This is a genomic window from Streptococcus sp. 20925_1_44, from assembly GCF_041432435.1.
GTDB classification, from domain to species: domain Bacteria; phylum Bacillota; class Bacilli; order Lactobacillales; family Streptococcaceae; genus Streptococcus; species Streptococcus infantis.
This window is the reverse complement of sequence record NZ_JAPVZQ010000002.1, coordinates 276134-299261: the sequence shown is the minus strand read 5'-3', so window position 1 is coordinate 299261 and position 23128 is coordinate 276134. Positions and strand designations below refer to the sequence as shown.

The 23128-nt window shown below is 41.6% G+C and carries 20 protein-coding genes; 19 read left to right on the top strand and 1 reads right to left on the bottom strand.

All coding sequences use genetic code 11. The annotated features are described in order from the left end of the window. The first annotated feature begins 91 nt into the window (after nt 1-91). The 8 genes from O3643_RS04265 to rpmH all read left to right on the top strand — a co-directional run bounded on the left by O3643_RS04265 (nt 92) and on the right by rpmH (nt 10507). Nucleotides 92-793, top strand: coding sequence for a histidine phosphatase family protein (locus tag O3643_RS04265; protein ID WP_036752169.1), 702 nt, complete (start codon nt 92-94; stop codon nt 791-793). A gap of 187 nt (nt 794-980) precedes the next feature. Beyond that, nucleotides 981-2687, top strand: coding sequence for an ABC transporter ATP-binding protein (locus O3643_RS04260; protein WP_371500075.1), 1707 nt, complete (start codon nt 981-983; stop codon nt 2685-2687). Between the two features lies 1 nt (nt 2688). Then, on the top strand, nt 2689-4455 hold the full coding sequence (locus O3643_RS04255) for an ABC transporter ATP-binding protein (RefSeq protein WP_371500073.1): 1767 nt from the start codon (nt 2689-2691) through the stop codon (nt 4453-4455). Nucleotides 4456-4743: 288 nt separating this feature from the next. Beyond that, the gene (locus O3643_RS04250; protein WP_004251575.1) at nt 4744-5433 is read left to right on the top strand and encodes a gamma-glutamyl-gamma-aminobutyrate hydrolase family protein; all 690 of its coding nucleotides are present in this window, start codon (nt 4744-4746) and stop codon (nt 5431-5433) included. A gap of 169 nt (nt 5434-5602) precedes the next feature. Beyond that, nucleotides 5603-6952 carry a glucose-6-phosphate isomerase gene (locus tag O3643_RS04245; RefSeq protein WP_006155638.1) on the top strand — a complete coding sequence of 450 codons (1350 nt, stop codon included), beginning with the start codon at nt 5603-5605 and terminating at the stop codon, nt 6950-6952. A gap of 129 nt (nt 6953-7081) precedes the next feature. Next, a complete protein-coding gene (gene gltX, locus O3643_RS04240) occupies nt 7082-8542 on the top strand; it encodes a glutamate--tRNA ligase (protein ID WP_036752180.1) in 1461 nt (486 codons plus the stop codon). A gap of 471 nt (nt 8543-9013) precedes the next feature. Next, complete coding sequence (locus O3643_RS04235) at nt 9014-10228, top strand: pyridoxal phosphate-dependent aminotransferase (RefSeq protein ID WP_004251584.1); 1215 nt, start codon at nt 9014-9016, stop codon at nt 10226-10228. A gap of 144 nt (nt 10229-10372) precedes the next feature. Beyond that, nucleotides 10373-10507, top strand: coding sequence for a 50S ribosomal protein L34 (gene rpmH, locus O3643_RS04230; protein ID WP_000831905.1), 135 nt, complete (start codon nt 10373-10375; stop codon nt 10505-10507). A 182-nt stretch (nt 10508-10689) separates the two neighbouring features. Here rpmH and O3643_RS04225 read toward each other — a convergent pair whose 3' ends face one another. Then, complete coding sequence (locus tag O3643_RS04225) at nt 10690-12534, bottom strand: APC family permease (protein WP_371500070.1); 1845 nt, start codon at nt 12532-12534, stop codon at nt 10690-10692. Nucleotides 12535-12689: 155 nt separating this feature from the next. On the opposite strand from O3643_RS04225, the gene O3643_RS04220 reads away from it, so the two are divergent. The 11 genes from O3643_RS04220 (at nt 12690) to O3643_RS04170 (ending at nt 23065) form a co-directional block, all read left to right on the top strand. After that, on the top strand, nt 12690-13466 hold the full coding sequence (locus tag O3643_RS04220) for a TatD family hydrolase (RefSeq protein WP_371500068.1): 777 nt from the start codon (nt 12690-12692) through the stop codon (nt 13464-13466). Next, nucleotides 13463-14026, top strand: a complete 564-nt coding sequence (gene rnmV, locus O3643_RS04215) for a ribonuclease M5 (protein WP_371500066.1) — start codon at nt 13463-13465, stop codon at nt 14024-14026. Before O3643_RS04220 ends, rnmV begins: the two co-directional genes overlap by 4 nt. Nucleotides 14027-14159: 133 nt before the next feature. Next, a complete protein-coding gene (locus O3643_RS04210; protein ID WP_371500064.1) occupies nt 14160-15548 on the top strand; it encodes an SseB family protein in 1389 nt (462 codons plus the stop codon). Nucleotides 15549-15578: 30 nt separating this feature from the next. Continuing rightward, nucleotides 15579-16451, top strand: a complete 873-nt coding sequence (rsmA, locus tag O3643_RS04205; RefSeq protein ID WP_371500062.1) for a 16S rRNA (adenine(1518)-N(6)/adenine(1519)-N(6))-dimethyltransferase RsmA — start codon at nt 15579-15581, stop codon at nt 16449-16451. Between the two features lies 1 nt (nt 16452). Then, nucleotides 16453-17331: a ribosome small subunit-dependent GTPase A gene (rsgA, locus tag O3643_RS04200; protein ID WP_371500060.1), complete on the top strand. Its 879-nt coding sequence runs from the start codon at nt 16453-16455 to the stop codon at nt 17329-17331. A gap of 10 nt (nt 17332-17341) precedes the next feature. Beyond that, nucleotides 17342-17998, top strand: coding sequence for a ribulose-phosphate 3-epimerase (gene rpe / locus O3643_RS04195; RefSeq protein ID WP_371500058.1), 657 nt, complete (start codon nt 17342-17344; stop codon nt 17996-17998). Then, nucleotides 17961-18623 (top strand): thiamine diphosphokinase, encoded by a 663-nt coding sequence (locus O3643_RS04190; protein WP_371500056.1) that lies wholly within the window; start codon nt 17961-17963, stop codon nt 18621-18623. The genes rpe and O3643_RS04190 overlap by 38 nt, the downstream gene beginning before the upstream one ends. A 1-nt stretch (nt 18624) precedes the next feature. After that, nucleotides 18625-19881: a DNA recombination protein RmuC gene (rmuC, locus tag O3643_RS04185; RefSeq protein WP_371500054.1), complete on the top strand. Its 1257-nt coding sequence runs from the start codon at nt 18625-18627 to the stop codon at nt 19879-19881. Further along, nucleotides 19871-20812, top strand: coding sequence for a 3'-5' exoribonuclease YhaM family protein (locus tag O3643_RS04180; RefSeq protein WP_371500052.1), 942 nt, complete (start codon nt 19871-19873; stop codon nt 20810-20812). Before rmuC ends, O3643_RS04180 begins: the two co-directional genes overlap by 11 nt. Before the next feature lie 102 nt (nt 20813-20914). Beyond that, a complete protein-coding gene (gene purR, locus O3643_RS04175) occupies nt 20915-21739 on the top strand; it encodes a pur operon repressor (RefSeq protein ID WP_006147832.1) in 825 nt (274 codons plus the stop codon). A gap of 72 nt (nt 21740-21811) precedes the next feature. Then, entirely contained in the window at nt 21812-23065 is a 1254-nt protein-coding gene (locus O3643_RS04170) for a diaminopimelate decarboxylase (protein ID WP_371500049.1), read from the top strand. The last annotated feature ends 63 nt before the right edge of the window (nt 23066-23128 follow it).

Here is a 23128-nt window from a genome sequence, read left to right as displayed (position 1 = left end):
TCTAGTTTAAGTGGTGATGTTGGACTCAGTGGGTTAGGACGAGGTTTTTACCTGAAATCATGCTATAATAGATACATATGGAGGACAGAATATGTCAAGTGTAAAATTGTATCTAGTACGTCATGGGAAAACAATGTTTAATACGATTGGGCGTGCTCAAGGTTGGAGTGATACTCCACTGACAGCTGAAGGGGAACGAGGCATTCATGAATTGGGGATTGGCTTGCGTGAGTCAGGTTTAACCTTTGAACGTGCTTATTCAAGCGACTCTGGGCGGACTATTCAGACTATGGGAATTATCCTTGAGGAACTAGGTTTAACAGGGCAAATTCCTTATCGTATGGATAAGCGAATCCGTGAATGGTGCTTTGGTAGTTTTGATGGTGCTTATGATGGGGACTTATTTATGGGGATTATTCCTCGTATCTTTAATGTTGATCATGTGCATCGTTTGTCCTATGCTGAGCTAGCTGAAGGTCTGGTAGAAGTAGACACAGCAGGTTGGGCTGAAGGTTGGGAAAAACTAAGTGGTCGTATCTGGGAAGGTTTTGAAGCCATTGCCAAGGAAATGGAAGCTAATGGGGGTGGGAATGCCCTCGTAGTCAGCCATGGAATGACTATTGGAACCATTGTTTATTTAATTAACGGCATGCATCCGCATGGTCTTGATAATGGAAGTGTGACGATTCTCGAGTACCAAGATGGTCAGTTCTCAGTTGAGATTGTTGGGGACCGTAGCTACCGTGAAATTGGTCGATCTAAGTTAGAAGAGCAAGCTAGTTCAGAGAAATAATAATTCTCTATATTAGCAGATGTTTTAAATGATTCAATAGAATGCTGATGTCGTCATTGTACAAGCTTGCGAGAGCTGAGTGCTTTGACAATAGCATTCTTTTTTGTTAGAATAGCATCAACATGAAAGCATAAGAAGGGACTGACAGAGTTGTCGTTCCCTTTTGTCTATCTTAGAAGGGGGAAATATGCTGTTTCAGAAAATAAAAGCCTATAAATGGCAGGTTTTAGCTTCCTTAATTATGACAGGTCTAATGGTAACGAGTTCACTCCTGCAACCGCGTTATTTGCAGGAGGTTTTAGAGGCACTGCTAACTGGTGATAATGAAGCTATTTATCATATTGGTTTTTGGTTAATTCTTGTTGCCTTGATTGGTTTGATTGCAGGAGGCATTAATGTTGTGTTAGCTGCTTACATTGCTCAAGGAGTTTCGTCTGACTTACGTGAAGATGCCTTTCGCAAGATTCAAACTTTTTCATACGCCAATATTGAGGAATTTAATGCAGGGAACCTTGTTGTTCGTATGACCAACGACATCAACCAGATTCAAAACGTAGTCATGATGACCTTCCAAATTCTCTTTCGACTACCACTTTTGTTTATCGGTTCCTTTATATTAGCAGTTGTCACCCTACCTTCTCTATGGTGGGTGCTGGTTCTCATGGTCGTTCTGATTGTTGTCATAATGGGTTTTATGATGGGAGTGGTGGGACCACGCTTTTCAAAGTTCCAGACTTTACTAGAGCGTATCAATGCCATTGCTAAAGAAAATTTGCGTGGTGTGCGTGTGGTTAAGTCTTTTGTCAGAGAAAAAGATCAGTTTGATAAATTTACGCAGGTGTCAGATGAATTATTGGGAGAAAACCTTTATATTGGTTATGCCTTTTCTGTTATGCAACCTGCAATGATGTTAATTTCGTATGGGGCTGTTTTTCTCTCAATCTGGCTTGTAGCAGGTATGGCAGAGTCAGATCCGTCAGTAGTTGGTTCCATTGCTTCCTTTGTAAACTACCTGAGTCAAATTATCTTTACCATTGTCATGGTTGGATTTTTGGGGAATTCAGTCACTCGTGCCATGATTTCACTCCGTCGTATTCGTGAAATCCTTGATACAGAACCGGCTATGACCTTCAAGGATGTGGAAGATGAAGAATTGGAAGGAAGTCTTAGTTTTGAAAATGTAACCTTCACCTATCCAAATGATGAAGAACCTATCCTAAAAGATGTATCATTTGATATCGCAGCTGGTGAGATGGTTGGGGTTGTCGGAGCAACCGGTGCAGGTAAATCAACCTTGGCTCAGTTGATTCCACGACTGTTTGATCCTCAGCAAGGTTCGATCAAAATTGGCGGAAAGGACATTCGTACAGTTAGTGAAGGGACGCTTCGCAAGACTGTCTCTATCGTCCTACAAAGAGCCATTCTCTTTAGTGGAACCATCGCAGATAATCTCAGACAAGGAAAGGGAGATGCGACAGTTTCAGAAATGGAACGCGCAGCTCGTATTGCCCAGGCGAGTGAATTTATTAGTCGCATGGAATTGGCTTTTGAAAGTCCGGTTGAGGAACGTGGAACTAACTTTTCTGGTGGACAAAAACAAAGAATGTCCATTGCGCGTGGGATTGTCAGCAATCCTCGTATCTTGATTTTCGATGATTCAACTTCTGCCCTTGATGCCAAGTCAGAGCGTTTGGTCCAAGAAGCCCTCAACAAGGATTTAAAGGGGACGACTACGATTATCATCGCACAAAAGATTAGCTCTGTTGTGCATGCTGATAAAATTTTAGTGCTTGACCAAGGGCGCTTGATTGGTCAAGGTAAACATGCTGAGTTGGTTGCAACAAACCCAGTTTATCGTGAAATTTACGAGACGCAAAAAGGAAAGGAGGAGTAGGATGAAGACATTTGAATTCTTTTGGAACTATTTTAAAGTTTACAAGATATCCTTTGTCGTTGTTATCACTATGATTATCATTGCAACGGTAGCACAAGCCCTCTTTCCAGTTTTTGCAGGTCAAACAGTAACGGAACTAGCTAATTTGGTTATAGCCTATCAAAATGGAAATTCAGATATGGTTTGGCAAAGTCTATACGGACTCCTGATTAATCTTGCCTATATTTTGATTGTGCTCGTGGTGTCGAGTCTTATCTATATGGTTTTGATGAGCCGTATTATTGCCGAATCGACAAATGAGATGCGTAAGGGGCTTTTTGGCAAGCTTTCTCGCTTGACTGTTTCCTTCTTTGACCGCCATCAAGATGGTGATATCCTGTCACGTTTTACCAGTGATTTGGATAACATCCTACAGGCTTTCAACGAAAGTCTGGTGTCTGTTATGACCAATATTGCCCTTTATATTGGTTTGTTGATTGTCATGTTCGCAAAGAATGTTACCTTGGCTTTGATTACGATTGCTAGCACTCCAATAGCTGTCGTCATGCTGATTGTCATTTTGAAATTGGCAAGAAAATATACCAATCTTCAGCAAAAAGAGGTTGGGAAGCTCAATGCCTACATGGATGAGAGTATTTCAGGTCAAAAAGCCGTTATCGTTCAGGGTATTCAAGATGATGTGATCGCAGGTTTTGTTGAGCAAAACGAGCGTGTCCGTAAAGCAACCTTTAAGGGCAGACTATTTTCAGGAATTCTCTTTCCTGTCATGAACGGAATGAGCTTGGTCAATACAGCTATTGTTATTTTTGTCGGTTCAGCTGTCTTACTGAATGATCAGAATATCGAGACAGCGACAGCTCTGGGTTTGATTGTCATGTTTACCCAGTTTTCTCAGCAATATTACCAACCTATTATCCAATTAGCGGCGAGCTGGGGAAGTTTGCAACTGGCCTTTACAGGTGCAGAACGTATCCAAGAAATGTTTGATGCAGAAGAAGAAATTCGTCCTCAAAATGCTCCAGTTTTTAACGAATTAAAAGAAGGTGTGGAGATTCGTAACGTGGACTTCTCCTACCTGCCAGGGAAACCGATTCTAAAAGATGTTAGCATTTCAGCTCCAAAAGGGAAAATGATTGCGGTTGTTGGTCCGACAGGTTCGGGGAAAACGACCATCATGAACTTAATTAATCGTTTTTATGATGTGGATGCAGGTGGTATCAGCTTTGATGGAACAGATATTCGCAAGTTTGATTTAGACAGTTTGCGAAGTCAGGTAGGAATTGTCCTACAGGATTCTGTTTTGTTCAGCGGAACCATCCGAGACAATATTCGCTTTGGTGTCCCTGATGCTAGTCAAGAGATGGTAGAAGCAGCTGCTAAGGCTACACACATCCATGACTACATCGAAAGCCTGCCAGATAAGTATGATACTTTGATTAATGATGACCAGAGCGTATTCTCAACCGGTCAGAAGCAGTTGATTTCTATTGCTCGTACCTTGATGACAGATCCACAGGTCTTAATTTTGGATGAGGCAACATCAAACGTTGATACTGTAACAGAGAGCAAGATTCAAAATGCCATGGAGGCAATTGTAGCAGGAAGAACGAGTTTTGTGATTGCCCATCGCTTGAAAACCATTCTCAATGCCGATCAGATCATTGTCCTTAAGGATGGTGAGGTTATCGAACAAGGAAATCACCATGAATTACTCAAGCTTGGAGGCTTCTACTCTGAACTTTATCACAATCAATTTGTCTTTGAATAATACTTCTTCGAACATCTCTTCAAACCACGTCAGCGTCCCCTTACCGTATATGTGTTACTGACTTCGTCAGTCTATCCACAACCTCAAAACTGTGTTTTGAGCAACCTGCGGCTAGCTTCCTAGTTTGCTCTTTGATTTTCATTGAGTATAAGCAAAAAAGTTGTCCTAATTTTGGGCAACTTTTTCTGATAAAAAAATTTTATCACGGACTTAAAAAATACATATTAGACAGGAGTGGGGAAGGATGATAAGATAAGATTATCAATAGAAAAGGAAAGGAAATCAGTGATGGCAAGAACAGTTGTTGGAGTAGCGGCAAACCTATGTCCTGTGGACGCAGAAGGAAAAAATATTCATTCATCAGTCTCTTGTAAATTTGCTGAGAGTATTCGTCAGGTTGGCGGACTTCCTTTGGTCATTCCAGTTGGTGATGAGTCGGTGGTCCATGACTATGTAGAAATGATTGATAAACTCATCTTGACTGGGGGACAAAATGTTCATCCTCAGTTTTATGGTGAGGAAAAAACAATTGATAGCGACGACTATAACCTAACTCGCGACGAGTTTGAACTAGCTCTTCTACAAGAAGCCTTGCGTCAGAACAAGCCAATCTTAGCCATTTGCCGTGGCGTTCAGCTTGTCAACGTTGCCTTTGGAGGGACACTCAATCAGGATATTGAAGGTCATTGGCAAGGTCTACCTTTTGGGACTTCACATTCTATTGAGACAGTGGATGGCAGTGTAGTGTCTAAATTATTTGGTAAAGAAAGTCAGGTTAATTCAGTGCATCGTCAGAGCATTAAAGATCTGGCACCCAATTTCCGTGTGACGGCTGTGGATCCACGTGATCAAACTGTTGAAGCAATCGAATCTATCGATGAACACCGTATTATTGGTCTCCAGTGGCATCCAGAATTCTTGGTCAATGAAGAAGATGGCAACTTAGAATTATTTGAGTATTTATTGAATGAACTATAACGACTAGAATCTTAGTCGTTTTTTTATTCATCGTTAACGAATCTTTATAGAATCGTGTTTTTATGCAAACGTTTGAATTGTGATAAAAATTGGAAATTTTTAGTATAAAAACTTGAAAAAATTGTTAGTAAGCGTTATGATAGAAAAGAAGAAATTTTGGAGGAATACTATGTCACATATTAAATTTGATTATTCAAAAGTATTAGACAAGTTTGTTGCACCACATGAAGTGGAGTACATGCAAGCACAAGTTACAGCAGCAGACGAATTGATCCGTAAAGGAACTGGTGCTGGTAGCGACTTCTTGGGTTGGTTGGACCTTCCTGAAAACTACGACCGCGAAGAATTTGATCGCATCTTGAAAGCTGCTGAACAAATCAAATCAGACAGCGACGTTTTGGTGGTTATCGGTATCGGTGGATCATACCTTGGAGCTAAAGCTGCGATTGATTTCTTGAACCACCATTTTGCAAACTTGCAAACAAAAGAAGAACGCAAAGCGCCACAAATCCTTTACGCTGGAAACTCAATCTCATCTACTTACCTTGCTGACTTGGTAGAGTACGTTTCAGATAAAGATTTCTCAGTGAACGTGATTTCTAAATCAGGTACAACAACTGAACCAGCTATTGCTTTCCGTGTCTTCAAAGAACTTTTGGTTAAGAAATACGGACAAGAAGAAGCTAACAAACGTATCTACGCAACAACTGACCGCCAAAAAGGTGCTGTTAAGGTTGAAGCAGATGCTAACGGTTGGGAAACATTTGTTGTTCCAGATGATATCGGTGGACGCTTCTCAGTATTGACAGCAGTTGGATTGCTTCCAATCGCTGCGTCAGGTGCAGACATCAAAGCCCTTATGGAAGGTGCTAACGCAGCTCGTAAAGACTATACTTCAGATAAAATCTCTGAAAACGAAGCTTACCAATATGCAGCTGTTCGTAACATCCTTTACCGTAAAGGTTATGCAACTGAAATCTTGGTAAACTACGAGCCATCCCTTCAATACTTCTCAGAATGGTGGAAACAATTGGCTGGTGAGTCAGAAGGGAAAGACCAAAAAGGGATTTACCCAACTTCAGCTAACTTCTCAACAGACTTGCACTCATTGGGTCAATTTATCCAAGAAGGAACTCGTATCATGTTTGAAACAGTTGTCCGCGTTGACAAACCTCGTAAGAACGTGATCATCCCTACTTTGGAAGAAGATCTTGACGGACTTGGTTACCTTCAAGGAAAAGACGTTGACTTCGTTAACAAAAAAGCAACTGACGGTGTTCTTCTTGCCCACACTGACGGTGACGTGCCAAATATGTACGTGACTCTTCCTGAGCAAGACGCCTTCACTCTTGGTTACACAATCTACTTCTTCGAATTGGCTATCGCCCTTTCAGGTTACTTGAATGCTATCAACCCATTTGACCAACCGGGTGTTGAAGCTTACAAACGTAACATGTTTGCCCTTCTTGGTAAACCAGGATTTGAAGAATTGAGCAAAGAACTTAACGCTCGTCTATAATAGAATAAAAAGAGTGGTTTTACCACTCTTTTTGCTTTTTCTCGAAAAGAGAAATTGGACTCTGGCAAGACTTGTGATATAATATAGAGAGCAAAAAGGCAGACGCCTAGAGACTTTATAGGAGAAGATATGTCAAAAGATATTCGTGTGCGTTACGCACCAAGTCCAACAGGACTATTACACATCGGTAATGCCCGTACAGCATTGTTTAACTATTTGTATGCACGCCACCATGGTGGAACTTTTATTATCCGTATCGAAGATACTGACCGCAAACGTCATGTCGAAGACGGAGAACGTTCACAGCTTGAGAACCTTCGTTGGTTAGGCATGGACTGGGATGAAAGTCCAGAGACTCATGAAAACTACCGCCAGTCTGAGCGTTTGGAACTCTATCAAAAATATATCGACCAACTCTTAGCTGAAGGAAAAGCCTACAAATCTTACGTTACAGAAGAAGAGTTAGCAGCAGAACGTGAACGTCAAGAAGCAGCCGGTGAAACACCTCGCTACATCAACGAATACCTTGGTATGAGCGAAGAAGAAAAAGCAGCTTATGTGGCTGAACGTGAAGCAGCGGGCATCATTCCGACGGTTCGTTTGGCAGTGAATGAGTCTGGTATCTACAAGTGGCATGATATGGTCAAAGGCGATATCGAATTTGAAGGCGGCAATATCGGTGGGGACTGGGTTATCCAAAAGAAAGATGGATACCCAACTTACAACTTTGCCGTTGTCATTGATGACCACGACATGCAAATTTCTCACGTTATCCGTGGAGATGACCACATTGCCAACACACCAAAACAGCTCATGGTTTATGAAGCGCTCGGATGGGAAGCACCTGAGTTTGGTCACATGACCTTGATCATCAACTCTGAAACTGGTAAGAAGTTGTCTAAACGTGATACTAATACCCTTCAATTTATCGAAGATTACCGCAAGAAAGGTTACCTTCCAGAAGCAGTCTTTAACTTTATTGCTCTTCTTGGCTGGAACCCTGGCGGGGAAGACGAAATTTTCTCTCGTGAAGAACTCATCAAGCTCTTTGATGAAAACCGTCTTAGCAAGTCTCCAGCAGCCTTCGATCAGAAGAAAATGGACTGGATGAGCAATGAGTACATTAAGAATGCGGATCTTGAGACTATCTTTGAAATGGCAAAACCATTCCTTGAAGAAGCAGGACGTTTGACAGACAAGGCTGAGAAATTAGTAGAACTCTACAAACCACAAATGAAGTCAGTGGACGAAATCGTTCCATTGACAGACCTTTTCTTCTCAGACTTCCCAGAATTGACAGAAGCTGAACGAGAAATCATGGCTGGTGAAACGGTGCCGACTGTACTTGAAGCCTTTAAAGCCAAACTCGAAGCCATGTCAGATGATGAATTTGTGGTAGAAAATATCTTCCCACAAATCAAAGCAGTTCAAAAGGAAACTGGTATCAAAGGGAAAAATCTCTTCATGCCAATCCGTATCGCCGTTTCAGGTGAAATGCATGGTCCTGAATTACCAGATACCATCTACTTGCTTGGACGTGAAAAATCCATCCAACACATCGAGAAAATGTTGGCAGAAATTGCAAAATAGCATACAAAAAGAGCTTAAATATTGAGCTCTTTTTATATGCATACTTGTTTGAAAATGCAAAGATTTTAGTGTATAATATGAATTGACAGGGCAAGGAAATAAGTTGGTGAGGTGGTATTGTTACAACTAGACTCGGCTTAGTCTAACATTATTCCTAATGTTGGTCAGTCTACTTATTTTTTCTTTGCGTTTTGCTGAATAGAAGCAGAAATTCTTTTGTTCATGCAGTTACCATCCCTTACAATGACTTTGTTTTCGATCACCAGAGTTTCACTACAAAGATTTTGGTCCAATTTGTCCAGCTTTTTAGAGAAGGCTATCTACTCTTTCTTCTCCAAAAATAGAAAGAAATCGACTTTGCTCTGTTACCTTGCATTGTGCAAGGTTTTTTTGTGGAATAGTACTGGGAAATTTACGATTTCGTTTTGGAGTGGTATAATATTAACTATCCTGATGAATAGAGGAACTCGAATGAAAGAATTTAACAAATCAATAAAATTAGAGCATGTGGCTTATGATATCCGTGGTCCAGTTTTGGAAGAAGCTATGCGCATGCGCGCAAATGGAGAAAAAATTCTTCGTCTAAATACAGGGAACCCAGCTGAGTTTGGCTTTACAGCTCCAGATGAGGTTATCCACGACTTGATTATGAATGCCCGTGATAGTGAAGGCTATTCAGATTCAAAAGGTATCTTTTCAGCTCGTAAGGCGATTATGCAGTATTGCCAACTAAAGAAATTCCCCAATGTGGATATTGATGATATCTACCTTGGAAATGGGGTTAGTGAGCTAATCGTTATGTCTATGCAAGGGCTTTTGGATAACGGCGATGAAGTCTTGGTTCCTATGCCTGACTATCCACTTTGGACTGCGGCAGTCAGCTTGGCTGGGGGAAATGCCGTTCACTACGTCTGTGATGAAGAAGCGGAATGGTATCCAGACCTAGATGACATTAAGTCTAAGATTAGTTCAAATACTAAGGCTATCGTTTTAATCAATCCGAATAACCCAACGGGGGCTCTCTATCCTAAAGAACTCTTACTAGATATCATCGAGATTGCTCGTCAAAATGACTTGATTATCTTTGCGGACGAAATTTACGACCGTATGGTTATGGATGGCAATGTCCACACACCAGTCGCAAGTTTGGCTCCAGACCTTTTCTGTGTCAGCATGAATGGTCTGTCTAAATCTCACCGTATCGCTGGTTTCCGTGTTGGTTGGATGGTCTTGTCTGGACCTAAACATCATGTAAAGGGCTACATTGAAGGTCTCAACATGCTTTCAAACATGCGTCTCTGTTCGAACGTCCTTGCTCAGCAGGTAGTTCAAACGTCACTAGGTGGTCACCAGTCAGTGGATGAGTTGCTTCTTCCTGGTGGTCGTATCTATGAGCAAAGAAACTTTATTTATAATGCCATTCAAGATATCCCTGGTTTATCAGCTGTTAAGCCAAAAGCGGGTCTTTATATCTTCCCTAAAATCGACCGCAATATGTACCGTATCGATGACGATGAACAATTTGTCCTTAATTTCTTGAAACAAGAAAAAGTGCTTTTGGTACATGGACGTGGCTTCAACTGGAAAGAACCAGATCACTTCCGTATCGTTTATCTACCGCGTGTCGATGAGTTAGCCCAAATACAGGAAAAGATGACTCGCTTCTTGAAGCAGTATCGTAGATAAGGCTTTCATAGCAAAAAAGCTGGAAACATTTGTCAGAGCTATTGACAAATACGTAAGAATCAGATAGAATAGTAAAGTATGTTTAGTAACTGATCACTTTATAGCCGGCTAAACGAATACAAAATCTATGAGGAGGTATTCATCGTGAAACGTACTTATCAACCAAGTAAACTTCGTCGTGCGCGCAAACACGGATTCCGTAACCGTATGTCAACTAAAAACGGTCGTCGCGTATTGGCAGCTCGTCGTCGTAAAGGACGCAAAGTTTTGGCTGCATAATCCAAACAAATGAAACAAAGAAGTCAGTAGGAACTCGAGCCTACTGATTTTTCTTTTATCTAAAAGATAGAATTTTCTAAAGTTATTGATTGAGAATAGACATTTTAGAAGACGTCTTGAAAAAATCACATATAGAAAAAGCTCAAGATCAGAAGATAATTTCTCTGATTTTGAGCTTTTCTTTATTCTTTCAAATGATAAGAGTAGCTAGCAACGACGACATCTTCGTGCCATCTGAGAGCATATTTTAATTTAAGGCTCATTTGATTGTGGAGGATATTTTGCCAAGGTTTGTTAGGGATAAATTGGGGTACTAGAACTGTAACCGTGTAGTTCTTTTTCTTGGCTTCTTGAGAGATTTTTCGAACATATCGAACTGTAGGTGTGATAATATCGCGATAGCTGGTATTAATGTTTTTAAGAGTAATATTTGGGAAGTAGTCGGCAAATTCTTGGAGGATTTCTTGGTCTTTTTCCTCAGTTTCCTTGGTGGAAATGTGCATGGCCAAAACTTCATCTCCAATGCTTTGAGCGTAATTAATCGCTCCGACGCTTACTCGAGTAACATTTCCCACTAAGACAAGGACGACATTGCCGTCGTAGGTTTTCTTTTGAATTCCTTCATAAAGTCGAAGTTGTTTGGCCACTTTTTGGTAATGACTGTGGATGGACAAAAAGAGGAAGGTTAGGACCAGGATAATTGGGAAGAATGGCCAGATATCTCCAAGTCTGAAGAAGAGTAGGATAAGAACGATAGCGTAACAAATGATGGCACCAAGGATATTTGCAAAAGCTGACTTCAAGAAATGAGAGCCTTTTTCTTTTTTCCAGTGGCGAATCATCCCTGTTTGAGAAAGAGCAAAGGGGACGAAAACTCCAATTGTATAGAGAGGGATCAAGCGTTCTGTATTTCCGTTAAAAATGAGCAGAAGAATCATAGCGCCAAAGGCTAGTGTTAAGATACCGTTTGAGTAACCCAGGCGGTCTCCCTTTTCCATAAAGAGATGGGGCATGTACTTGTTCTTAGCCATATTGTAAGCCAACATTGGAAAGGCAGAAAAACCAGTATTTGCAGCAACGGCTAGGATTAGGGCAGTTGAGAATTGGAAGAGATAATAAACGATCTGACCGAGAGCTGAACCCCCTAAAATCCCTTTAGCCATTTGTGAGAGGATTGTTTCTCCGTGTTGAGGTGTAATCCCCATCCAGTAGTTTAAGAAGGTAATCCCTGCAAATAGAAATCCAAGAATTAGAGACATGATAGTAAGCGTCTGAGCTGCGTTTTTTTCTTTAGGGGTCTTGAAAAATGGAACGGCATTTGAGATAGCTTCAACTCCAGTTAGTGAGGCCGAACCGCTGGTAAAGGCTCTTAAAATTAGGACAATTGAGAGACTTGGGACAGTTTGACCAATTGCAGAAGTTGCATGATAACTGAGAGAACCTGTCAACAGTTGGAAGATACCAAACAATAAGAGGAAGACCGTACTAAAGATAAAGAGATAGACGGGGATCATCAGAGAACTAGCAGATTCCCTCAAGCCTCGTAGATTTAAAAGCATGAGCAAACATACTAGAAAAATAGAGATGTGGAGGTTGTAAGGATGGAGGGCAGGAAGTGCAGCAGTGATAGCATCAGCTCCTGCTGCCACTGATACGGCTACTGTTAGCATATAGTCAACAAGCAGACTTCCCCCAGCAATCAAACCTAACTCAGGGGAGAGGTTTTCTCGAGTAACCATATAGGCACCTCCACCTTGAGGGTAGGCATGGATGATTTGTCTATAAGAAATGGTCAGGCTAGCTAATAGTAAGAGGACAAAAATGCCAATAGGGAGACTCCACCAGATAGCAAGCGGAGAAAGACTAGCCAATACGAGAACGACCTGTTCAGGTCCATAAGCGATAGAAGATAGGGCATCACTTGATAGCATTGCGAGTGCCTGCGTTTTTCCAAGTAGTCCTCCCTCGCCTTCAGTTAAGGACTTAAGGGGACGACCAATAAAGGTATATTTTAGTTTTGTAAACATTTTCTTTCCTTTTCTGAAAATTTCAACAAGAGTTATTATACTGCTATGAAAAAAAGTCGTCAAGAAAAAATGAATGATTTCAAAATATTTTTTCCTATAAGGATGAGACTAGTTTTTTTGGTATAATAGAAGGTAGAAAAAACGAGGAAATATAAATGATTTTTGATACTCATACCCACTTGAATGTGGAAGAATTTTTGGGACGCGAAGAAGAAGAACTTACTTTAGCGGCTGAAATGGGTGTAACCCGGATGAATATTGTTGGTTTTGACAAACCGACTATTGAGCGTGCTCTTGAACTAGTGGACAAGTATGACCAACTCTATGCGACGATTGGCTGGCATCCAACGGAAGCAGGGACATACACAGAGGAAGTGGAGTCTTACTTGCTAGAAAAACTAAAACATCCAAAAGTTGTTTCCTTGGGTGAGATTGGTTTGGACTACCACTGGATGACGGCATCTAAGGAAGTTCAAGAAAAGGTTTTTCGTCGTCAGATTCAGCTATCTAAGGAATTAGATTTACCTTTTGTGGTTCACACCCGTGATGCGCTCGAAGATACCTATGAAATTATTAAGAGTGAGGGAGTTGGTCCACGTGGCGGCATCATGCACTCCTTCTCAGGTTCTCTAGAGTGGGCTCAGAAGTTTGTGGAACTTGGTATGACAATTTCCTTTTCTGGAGTAGTGACTTTCAAGAAGGCGACAGATATTCAGAAAACAGCTAAAGAGTTGCCTTTGGATAAGATTTTGGTAGAAACGGATGCACCTTATTTAGCCCCAGTACCCAAGCGCGGGCGTGAAAACAAGACAGCTTACACGCGCTATGTAGTGGACTTTATTGCGGACTTGCGTGGCATGACGACAGAAGAATTGGCAACTGCGACAAGTACCAATGCAGAAGGCATCTTTGGATTGGAACGTAAATCATGAAAGAGAAAATTTCCCAAGTCATCGTGGTAGAAGGACGTGACGATTCGGCTAATTTAAAACGCTACTTTGATGTGGAGACTTATGAGACTCGTGGATCTGCGATCAATGAACAAGATCTTGAACGAATCCAACGTTTACATGAACGTCATGGGGTGATTGTTTTTACAGATCCTGATTATAATGGGGAGCGAATCCGTCGCATGATTATGACGGCCATTCCGACAGTTCAACACGCCTTTCTCAAACGTGATGAGGCAGTGCCTAAGTCCAAGACCAAGGGACGTTCTCTAGGAATTGAGCATGCTAGCTACGAAGACTTGAAGACAGCACTAGAACAAGTAACTGAGCAGTTTGAAGCAGAAAGCGACTTTGATATTAGCCGTAGTGACTTGATTCGACTTGGTTTTTTAGCCGGCGCAGATAGCCGAAAACGCAGAGAATATCTAGGAGAAAGTCTTCGTATCGGTTATTCCAATGGGAAACAACTCCTTAAACGTTTAGAATTATTTGGGATAAGTCTAGCTGAAGTTGAAGAAGCTATGAAATCATATGAGAATTGAGAAACTCCCCCAAAATGTGGAGGGAATGTGATACAATAGAAGTAATCATATACGGTTTAATCAGGCTTGGTAGCAAGCATTAGAAAAGTGACTCCATAGGAATTGTGCTAAGAGGAGATAATGAGGAGAATTTATGGGAATCTTTGGCTATTTGAAAAAGACTGAAGCAGAAGAGTCTAAAAACAATGCGTGTGTGGGAGTTTTGGACTTTCTCCCAATGAAGGAAACGAATCAATTATTGATCGTTGGGAGTTTAGAAGGCAGTCTCAAGGTTGGGGATCAGTTGCAGTTTTGCAATCCTGACCAAGGAATGGAGGCTCTTGGTACTGTAGAAGTCAAAAAACTCAGCAGTCAAAATAAAGATGCAGATAGTTTAACTGATCAAGTACTCGCCCATCTAGTAGTTGATAGGAATCTTTCTTTGGATAAATTGAAAAAAGGAAGTGTACTCTTTAGTTCAGGTGTTGATGAAGAGCAAAAATTATCTAGCTATTCAGATGCTCTTTATCGTGCTTTTGTAGCCATCCAAGAGGGGCAATTGACTAATGAAGACTATTTGGCAGCTAGCCTTGATGACAGCGTAGAGATTTTACGTCTCTTTTTATGGAAATGCCGTCAAAATCAGGAAACTGAAAGTGAAGAAAGCTATCAATCCAACACTCGTAAGTTGGAACGTCTCGCGGAAATCGTTAAAGATAAGCTTTTAGAAGCAGATTCTGTTTATGCAGTGTATTCGGAAAAAACGGGCGAACCTTACCTCTTTTCAACTACTTATGATAGAGGAGAGGAAGGCTATCTTTGCACGGATCCCATGATTATGCTTTTGACACTATCTTGGTATCGCCAATTCAAGGAAACCATTGATAGTCGACCAAACTCAGTCGTCAAACTGATTGAAAATACGGAAGATAAAAAAGGGATTGAAAATTTCCTAGGGACAGCCTTTTACCTAAATGGTGCCTTGGGAGCAATCTTTAATTCCAAGGAAGTCAGCATCAGTGCCTCTGCCTTGGTTCAAAAACCAGATTTTTCTGATTTACCAGAAATACAAGTGCCTGTCATGAATCCTGATGTAGTAAGATGGATGCTTTTGATGGGACAACTAGATAGTCCGACGACAGAAGACGAAGAAGTAATTTATAAGCTTTATTATAAGTTCTTTTCAATGGCTGTGCCAAAAGCCAAATTCTTATTGCCTTTAGAGGCGGCTTCAGGCTTCCCAGAGGGTGGTCAGGAAGCAAATTCCTTTATTTTAGAAGAATCAGCTAAATTTAACATACCAACTGGAGAAGGCAAAAATGGCCGAAATTCTGTCCCAGTCTTTACCGATTGGAAACGTCTGCGAATGGTTTTTGATGAAAAGTGGAATGGCATGATTGAAAGCGCTGGTAACATGATTGAATTCTTTGACTATGCCATTAACCCAACGGAATACCATGAAGCGGGTGCCTATGTTAGCCTAACAGCTTTTAGAGACATGCAAAAGCTTAGTGAGGAACAAGAAGGAAGAGCTCAAGATTAGAAAACCTTTCAATATTAGAAAAGAGAATAAATGAGAATTGCAGATTATAGCGTGACCAAGGCAGTGCTAGAGCGTCACGGTTTCACCTTTAAAAAGTCCTTCGGACAAAATTTCCTGACCGATACCAATATCCTTCAAAAAATTGTGGATACGGCTGAAATTGATGACCAAGTCAATGTCATCGAGATTGGGCCAGGAATTGGTGCCTTGACTGAGTTTTTAGCTGAGCGTGCAGCTCAAGTCATGGCATTTGAGATTGACCACCGCTTGGTACCAATCCTAGCCGATACCTTGCGGGATTTTGACAATGTGACCGTAGTCAACGAAGACATACTAAAAGTTGACTTGGCACAGCACATCCAGAATTTTAAAAATCCTGACTTGCCAATCAAGGTAGTAGCCAACTTGCCTTACTATATCACGACGCCTATTCTCATGCACTTGATTGAAAGTGGTATTCCTTTTAGTGAGTTTGTGGTTATGATGCAAAAAGAAGTGGCAGATCGTATCTCTGCTAAGCCAAATACCAAGGCTTACGGCAGCTTGTCGATTGCAGTTCAGTATTACATGACCGCCAAGGTTGCTTTTATCGTACCTCGTACGGTCTTTGTGCCAGCACCAAATGTGGATTCAGCTATCCTAAAAATGGTACGACGCCCAGAACCTGCTGTAGCAGTGGAAGACGAGAAATTTTTCTTTAAAGTTTCCAAGGCTAGTTTTACTCATCGTCGCAAGACCTTGTGGAACAACTTGACAGGTTACTTTGGGAAGACCGAGGAAGTCAAGGATAAGTTGACCAAGGCTCTGGACCAGGCAGGCTTGTCACCAAGTGTACGTGGTGAAGCTCTTAGCTTGGCAGAATTTGCCAGTCTAGCAGATGCGCTTAAAGGACAAGGACTCTAAGATGCAGGGACAAATTATTAAAGCTTTGGCCGGCTTCTACTATGTAGAGAGTGAAGACCAGGTCTATCAAACACGCGCGCGTGGGAATTTTCGTAAAAAAGGCCATACGCCCTATGTTGGAGATTGGGTAGATTTTTCTGCGGAGGAAAATTCCGAAGGTTATATTCTCAATATTCACGAACGAAAAAATAGTCTGGTTCGCCCACCCATTGTCAATATTGACCAAGCTGTGGTTATCATGTCGGTCAAAGAGCCTGACTTTAATAGCAACTTGTTGGATCGCTTCTTGGTTCTTTTGGAGCACAAGGGCATTCATCCTATCGTCTATATTTCCAAAATGGACTTACTAGAGGATAGCGAAGAGTTGGATTTTTACGAGAAAACCTATCGTGCTATTGGCTACGACTTTGTGACTAGTAAGGAAGAGCTCTTACCTCTGTTGACAGACAAAGTGACGGTCTTTATGGGGCAGACGGGTGTTGGAAAGTCAACTTTGCTCAATAAAATCGCACCTGATCTCAATCTAGAAACGGGAGAAATCTCAGACAGTTTGGGTCGTGGTCGTCATACCACTCGAGCTGTTAGTTTTTACAACCTAAATGGAGGTAAAATCGCAGATACACCAGGTTTTTCATCGCTAGATTATGAAGTGTCAACGGCTGAAGAGCTGAACCAGGCCTTTCCAGAGATTGCTAGAGTCAGTCGCGACTGTAAGTTCCGTACATGTACGCATACCCACGAACCTTCTTGCGCGGTTAAACCGTCTGTAGAAGAAGGTATCATTGCTACCTTCCGTTTTGACAACTACCTACAATTCCTCAGTGAGATTGAAAATCGCAGGGAAACCTATAAAAAAGTCAGCAAAAAAATTCCAAAATAAGGAGAAGCCTATGTCTCAATACAAGATTGCTCCGTCAATTCTGGCAGCAGATTATGCCAACTTTGAACGTGAAATTAAACGCCTAGAAGCAACTGGGGCAGAATACGCCCATATCGATATCATGGATGGTCACTTTGTACCTCAGATCAGTTTTGGTGCAGGTGTGGTCGAGGCTCTTCGTCCCCACAGCAAGATGGTCTTTGACTGCCACTTGATGGTCTCTAATCCTGAACATCATTTAGAAGACTTTGCGCGTGCAGGTGCAGACATCATCAGCATCCATGCAGAAGCAACACCTCATATCCATGGGGCCCTTCAAAAAATTCGTTCTCTTGGTGTCAAACCTTCAGTCGTCATTAATCCTGGTACACCTGTTGAGGCGATTAAGCATGTGCTACACTTAGTTGACCAAGTATTAGTCATGACAGTTAATCCTGGATTTGGTGGGCAAGCTTTTCTGCCTGAAACCATGGATAAGGTTCGTGAGTTGGTTGCCCTTCGTGAGGAAAAAGGTTTGAATTTTGAAATTGAAGTGGATGGCGGGATTGATGATCAGACCATTGCTCAAGCCAAAGAAGCTGGCGCTACAGTTTTTGTAGCGGGATCTTATGTCTTTAAGGGAGATGTCAATGAACGAGTGCAAGCTCTCAGAAATCAACTGGACTAAAGTTGCAGTTTTTGCAGGGGGAGACCGCGGTCACTACCGGACAGATTTTGACTGTTTTGTCGGTGTGGATCGAGGCTCACTCTGGGTATTGGAAGAAGAACTTCCTCTTGCTTTAGCAGTTGGGGATTTTGATTCTGTGACTGTAGAAGAACGTCAGTTGATTCAAGAACGTGCCCAGCACTTTGTCCAAGCTCAGCCAGAGAAGGATGATACCGATCTAGAACTAGCACTGTTAACGATTTTTGAAAAAAATCCTCAGGCTCAGGTGACCATTTTTGGAGCCCTAGGTGGTCGCATCGATCATATGCTGGCCAATGTCTTTCTACCCAGCAATCCTAAATTGGCACCCTATATGCGCCAAATAGAGATTGAGGATGGGCAAAACTTGATTAGCTATTGCCCAGAAGGGACCAGTCAGCTAGAACCACGTTCGGACTATGATTATCTTGCTTTTATGCCTGTGAGGGATAGTCAGTTGACTATTATCGGAGCCAAGTATGAACTGACGGAGGCGAATTTTTTCTTTAAGAAAGTTTACGCTTCTAACGAATATATAGATAGGGAAGTTTCGGTGACTTGCCCAGATGGCTATGTGGTTGTACTGCATAGCAAGGACAGGAGATAGGATGGAGATTATATTACTACTGTTACTAATTGCTAACCTAGCCGGGCTCTTTCTTATTTGGCAAAGGCAGGAAAAGCAGGAGAAATACCTGACCAAAAGTTTAGAAGACCAGGCAGATAACCTTTCAGACCAGTTAGATTATCGATTTGAGCAAGCGCGACAAGCAAGCCAGCTGGACCAAAAAAATCTAGAAGTGGCTGTTAGCGACCGTTTGCAGGAGGTGCGAATTGAATTGCACCAAGGTCTGACCCAGGTTCGACAGGAGATGAATGAAAACCTCCTCCAAACCAGAGATAAGACTGACCAACGACTACAGGCCTTGCAGGAATCAAATGAGCAACGTTTAGAGCAGATGCGCCAAACGGTCGAGGAAAAGTTAGAAAAGACCTTGCAGACACGCTTGCAAGCGTCTTTCGAGACAGTTTCAAAACAACTGGAATCTGTCAATCGCGGCCTTGGAGAAATGCAGACGGTTGCCCGTGATGTCGGCGCTCTTAATAAGGTCTTATCTGGTACAAAAACTCGAGGAATTCTAGGAGAATTACAACTGGGGCAGATTATCGAAGATATCATGACACCTGCCCAGTATGAGCGAGAATTTGCAACGGTTGAAAATTCGAGTGAGCGAGTGGAGTACGCTATCAAGTTACCTGGTCAAGGTGACCAGGAATATGTTTATCTACCGATTGATTCTAAGTTTCCACTGGCAGATTATTACCGTCTAGAAGAAGCCTATGAAGCAGGTGATAAGGATGAAATCGAAAATTGTCGCAAATCACTCCAAACAAGCGTTAAGCGTTTTGCCAAAGATATCAAGAACAAGTACATAGCACCGCCAAGGACGACCAATTTTGGAGTTCTGTTTGTCCCAACAGAAGGTCTTTACTCAGAAATCGTTAGAAATCCGATTTTCTTTGATGGTTTGAGACGGGAGGAGCAGATTATCGTGGCTGGACCAAGTACCTTGTCAGCCCTTCTTAACTCCCTATCTGTTGGCTTCAAGACTCTGAATATCCAAAAGAGTGCGGATCATATTAGCCAAACTCTAGCCAACGTCAAAACCGAATTTGGCAAGTTTGGTGGCATTTTGGTTAAAGCGCAAAAACACCTCCAACATGCCACTGGTAATATTGATGAATTGTTAAACCGACGTACTTCAGCTATCGAGCGAACTCTCCGACATATTGAATTGTCAGAAGGTGAGCCTATGCTTGATTTGCTCCAGTTCCAAGAAGATGAGGAAGAATATGAAGATTAGTCACATGAAAAAAGATGAACTGTTCGAGGGCTTTTATCTAATCAAATCAGCTGACCTGAGACAGACGCGTGCTGGGAAAAACTACCTAGCCTTTACCTTCCAAGATGATAGTGGGGAAATCGAAGGAAAACTCTGGGATGCCCAACCTCACAATGTTGAGGCCTTTACTGCAGGAAAAGTTGTCCACATGCAAGGGCGCAGAGAAGTTTATAATAATACTCCACAAGTCAATCAAATTACGCTTCGCTTACCTCAGCCTGGCGAACCCAATGACCCAGCAGACTTCAAGGTCAAATCACCAGTGGATGTTAAAGAAATCCGTGAGTATATGGCACAGATGATTTTCAAGATTGAAAATCCCATCTGGCAACGAATCGTTCGGGCCCTCTATACCAAATATGATAAAGAATTTTATTCTTATCCAGCTGCAAAAACTAACCACCATGCCTTTGAAACAGGGCTTGCTTATCACACGGCAACTATGGTTCGTTTAGCAGAGGCAATTGCAGATATCTACCCACAACTCAATAAGAGCTTGCTCTACGCCGGAATTATGTTGCATGACCTGGCTAAGGTTATTGAGTTAACAGGTCCGGACCAGACAGAGTATACAGTGAGAGGAAATCTTATCGGACATATCGCCTTGATTGATAGCGAGATTACCAAAGCGGTTATGGAACTTGGCATTGATGATACTCGAGAAGAAGTGGTGCTTCTGCGCCATGTGATTCTCAGCCACCATGGATTACTCGAGTATGGTAGTCCTGTTCGTCCTCGTGTGATGGAAGCTGAAATTATTCATATGATTGATAATTTGGATGCAAGTATGATGATGATGTCAACAGCTCTGGCTCTTGTTGATGAGGGTGAAATGACCAATAAAGTCTTTGCAATGGACAATCGTTCCTTCTACAAGCCAAAATTAGACTAGAAACTAAAAAAATGAGCTTTATTTAGACAATAAAGTTCGTTTTTTTTGCTTTAGTGTGATATAATGAGAAAAAGACTAATTAAAAAGAATGGTGAATAACTAATGAAATTAAGAAGAAGTGATCGGATGGTTGTTATTTCCAATTATTTGATTAACAATCCATACAAATTAACCAGTCTCAATACCTTTGCGGAAAAGTATGAATCTGCCAAATCTTCTATTTCAGAAGATATTGTCATTATTAAGCGCGCCTTTGAAGAAATTGAAATCGGCCATATTCAAACGGTGACAGGTGCTGGTGGTGGAGTTATTTTCACACCTTCTATCTCTACCCTTGAGTCCAAAACAATCATCCAAGAGCTTCGCGATAAACTTTCAGAGAGCGACCGCATTCTGCCAGGTGGCTACATTTATTTGTCTGATCTTCTTAGCACTCCAGCTATTTTGAAAAATATCGGCCGCATTATTGCCAAGAGCTTTATGGACCAAAAGATTGATGCTGTTATGACGGTAGCGACCAAAGGGGTTCCGCTTGCAAATGCAGTAGCAAATGTTCTCAACGTACCTTTTGTCATTGTCCGTCGTGACTTGAAAATCACTGAGGGTTCAACTGTTAGTGTCAACTACGTCTCAGGTTCTAGCGATCGTATTGAAAAAATGTTCCTTTCAAAACGTAGCCTTAAAGCAGGAAGCCGTGTCTTGATTGTTGATGACTTCTTGAAAGGCGGAGGAACGATTAACGGTATGATTAGCCTTTTAACAGAGTTTGATTCTGAGTTAGCTGGTGTAGCTGTCTTTGCTGATAATGCGCAGGAAGATCGTGAACAGCAGTTTGACTACAAATCACTCTTAAAAGTTACCAATATTGATGTGAAGAACCAACAAATTGAAGTTGAAGTTGGGAACATCTTTGAAACAGAAAAATAAGAGAGAATAAGATGCTTAAAGGTTGGAACTTTCGTCCCAGCCTTTCTTTGATAATGAATATGAAGGAGCCCTATGAAGACGCCATTTATTAAACGTGAAGACTTAGAAAAGATTGTTGAAGAGTTTCCAACTCCATTCCATCTCTACAATGAAAAAGGTATTCGCGAGAAAGCACGCGCAGTTAATGAAGCTTTCTCTTGGAATAAAGGCTTTAAAGAATACTTCGCAGTTAAGGCAACTCCAACTCCAGCTATCTTAAAAATCTTACAAGAAGAAGGATGTGGAGTGGATTGTTCTAGTTATGTAGAGCTCTTGATGAGTCATAAGCTTGGATTTACAGGGTCGGAGATGATGTTTTCATCTAACAATACACCAGACCAAGAGTACGCCTATGCCCGCGAATTAGGGGCGACTATCAACTTGGATGCCTTTGAAGATATCGCCCATTTAGAACGTGCAGCAGGCATCCCTGAGATTATCTCTTGCCGTTACAATCCTGGTGGCGTATTTGAATTAGGAACGGATATTATGGATAATCCTGGTGAAGCTAAGTTCGGGATGACTAAGGAACAGCTCTTTGAAGCCTTTGCTCTCTTGAAAGAAAAGGGAGCAAAAACTTTTGGGATTCATTCCTTTCTAGCTTCTAATACAGTGACTCACCTATACTATCCAGAATTAGCACGCCAGCTTTTTGAACTGGCTGTAGAAATCAAGGAAAAGTTAGGTATTTCGCTGGACTTCATCAATCTTTCTGGAGGAATCGGGGTCAACTATCGTCCGGACCAGGAGCCAAATGATATTGCTTTAATTGGTGAGGGGGTTCGTCAGGTTTATGAAGAAGTTCTTACGCCAGTAGGTCTTGGTCAAGTTAAGATTTTTACAGAACTAGGACGTTTTATGTTAGCGCCTCATGGAATTCTTGTGACTAAAGTAACCCATAAAAAGAAAACCTACCGAACTTATCTCGGAGTAGATGCATCAGCTGTCAATCTTATGAGACCGGCTATGTATGGAGCTTATCACCACATCACCAATATGATGAATCCTGACGGTCAGACGGAAGTCGTTGATGTTGTTGGTTCACTCTGTGAAAACAACGACAAATTTGCGGTTAATCGTGAACTACCTCAAACAGAAATTGGTGATTTGTTAGTCATTCATGATACAGGTGCGCATGGCTTCTCTATGGGCTACCAGTACAATGCCAAACTTCGTTCAGCAGAGGTTCTCTATACAGAGGATGGTAGTGCACGGCTAATCCGTAGAGCAGAGCGACCTGAGGACTATTTTGCAACTCTCTATGGATTCGAATTTGACAAGGATTAGAAGAATTTTTGAAAATCATGAAAGTTGAAAGTGAAAAACAGTTTGTTTTCTAAAAAATAGACA

Bases quoted from the DNA above. Each gene is read 5' to 3' on its own strand.
- O3643_RS04265 (WP_036752169.1), top strand. From the start codon at position 92: ATGTCAAGTGTAAAATTGTATCTAGTACGTCATGGGAAAACAATGTTT.
- O3643_RS04260 (WP_371500075.1), top strand. From the start codon at position 981: ATGCTGTTTCAGAAAATAAAAGCCTATAAATGGCAGGTTTTAGCTTCC.
- O3643_RS04255 (WP_371500073.1), top strand. From the start codon at position 2,689: ATGAAGACATTTGAATTCTTTTGGAACTATTTTAAAGTTTACAAGATA.
- O3643_RS04250 (WP_004251575.1), top strand. From the start codon at position 4,744: ATGGCAAGAACAGTTGTTGGAGTAGCGGCAAACCTATGTCCTGTGGAC.
- O3643_RS04245 (WP_006155638.1), top strand. From the start codon at position 5,603: ATGTCACATATTAAATTTGATTATTCAAAAGTATTAGACAAGTTTGTT.
- gltX (WP_036752180.1), top strand. From the start codon at position 7,082: ATGTCAAAAGATATTCGTGTGCGTTACGCACCAAGTCCAACAGGACTA.
- O3643_RS04235 (WP_004251584.1), top strand. From the start codon at position 9,014: ATGAAAGAATTTAACAAATCAATAAAATTAGAGCATGTGGCTTATGAT.
- O3643_RS04225 (WP_371500070.1), bottom strand. From the start codon at position 12,534: ATGTTTACAAAACTAAAATATACCTTTATTGGTCGTCCCCTTAAGTCC.
- O3643_RS04220 (WP_371500068.1), top strand. From the start codon at position 12,690: ATGATTTTTGATACTCATACCCACTTGAATGTGGAAGAATTTTTGGGA.
- rnmV (WP_371500066.1), top strand. From the start codon at position 13,463: ATGAAAGAGAAAATTTCCCAAGTCATCGTGGTAGAAGGACGTGACGAT.
- O3643_RS04210 (WP_371500064.1), top strand. From the start codon at position 14,160: ATGGGAATCTTTGGCTATTTGAAAAAGACTGAAGCAGAAGAGTCTAAA.
- rsmA (WP_371500062.1), top strand. From the start codon at position 15,579: ATGAGAATTGCAGATTATAGCGTGACCAAGGCAGTGCTAGAGCGTCAC.
- rsgA (WP_371500060.1), top strand. From the start codon at position 16,453: ATGCAGGGACAAATTATTAAAGCTTTGGCCGGCTTCTACTATGTAGAG.
- rpe (WP_371500058.1), top strand. From the start codon at position 17,342: ATGTCTCAATACAAGATTGCTCCGTCAATTCTGGCAGCAGATTATGCC.
- O3643_RS04190 (WP_371500056.1), top strand. From the start codon at position 17,961: ATGAACGAGTGCAAGCTCTCAGAAATCAACTGGACTAAAGTTGCAGTT.
- rmuC (WP_371500054.1), top strand. From the start codon at position 18,625: ATGGAGATTATATTACTACTGTTACTAATTGCTAACCTAGCCGGGCTC.
- O3643_RS04180 (WP_371500052.1), top strand. From the start codon at position 19,871: ATGAAGATTAGTCACATGAAAAAAGATGAACTGTTCGAGGGCTTTTAT.
- purR (WP_006147832.1), top strand. From the start codon at position 20,915: ATGAAATTAAGAAGAAGTGATCGGATGGTTGTTATTTCCAATTATTTG.
- O3643_RS04170 (WP_371500049.1), top strand. From the start codon at position 21,812: ATGAAGACGCCATTTATTAAACGTGAAGACTTAGAAAAGATTGTTGAA.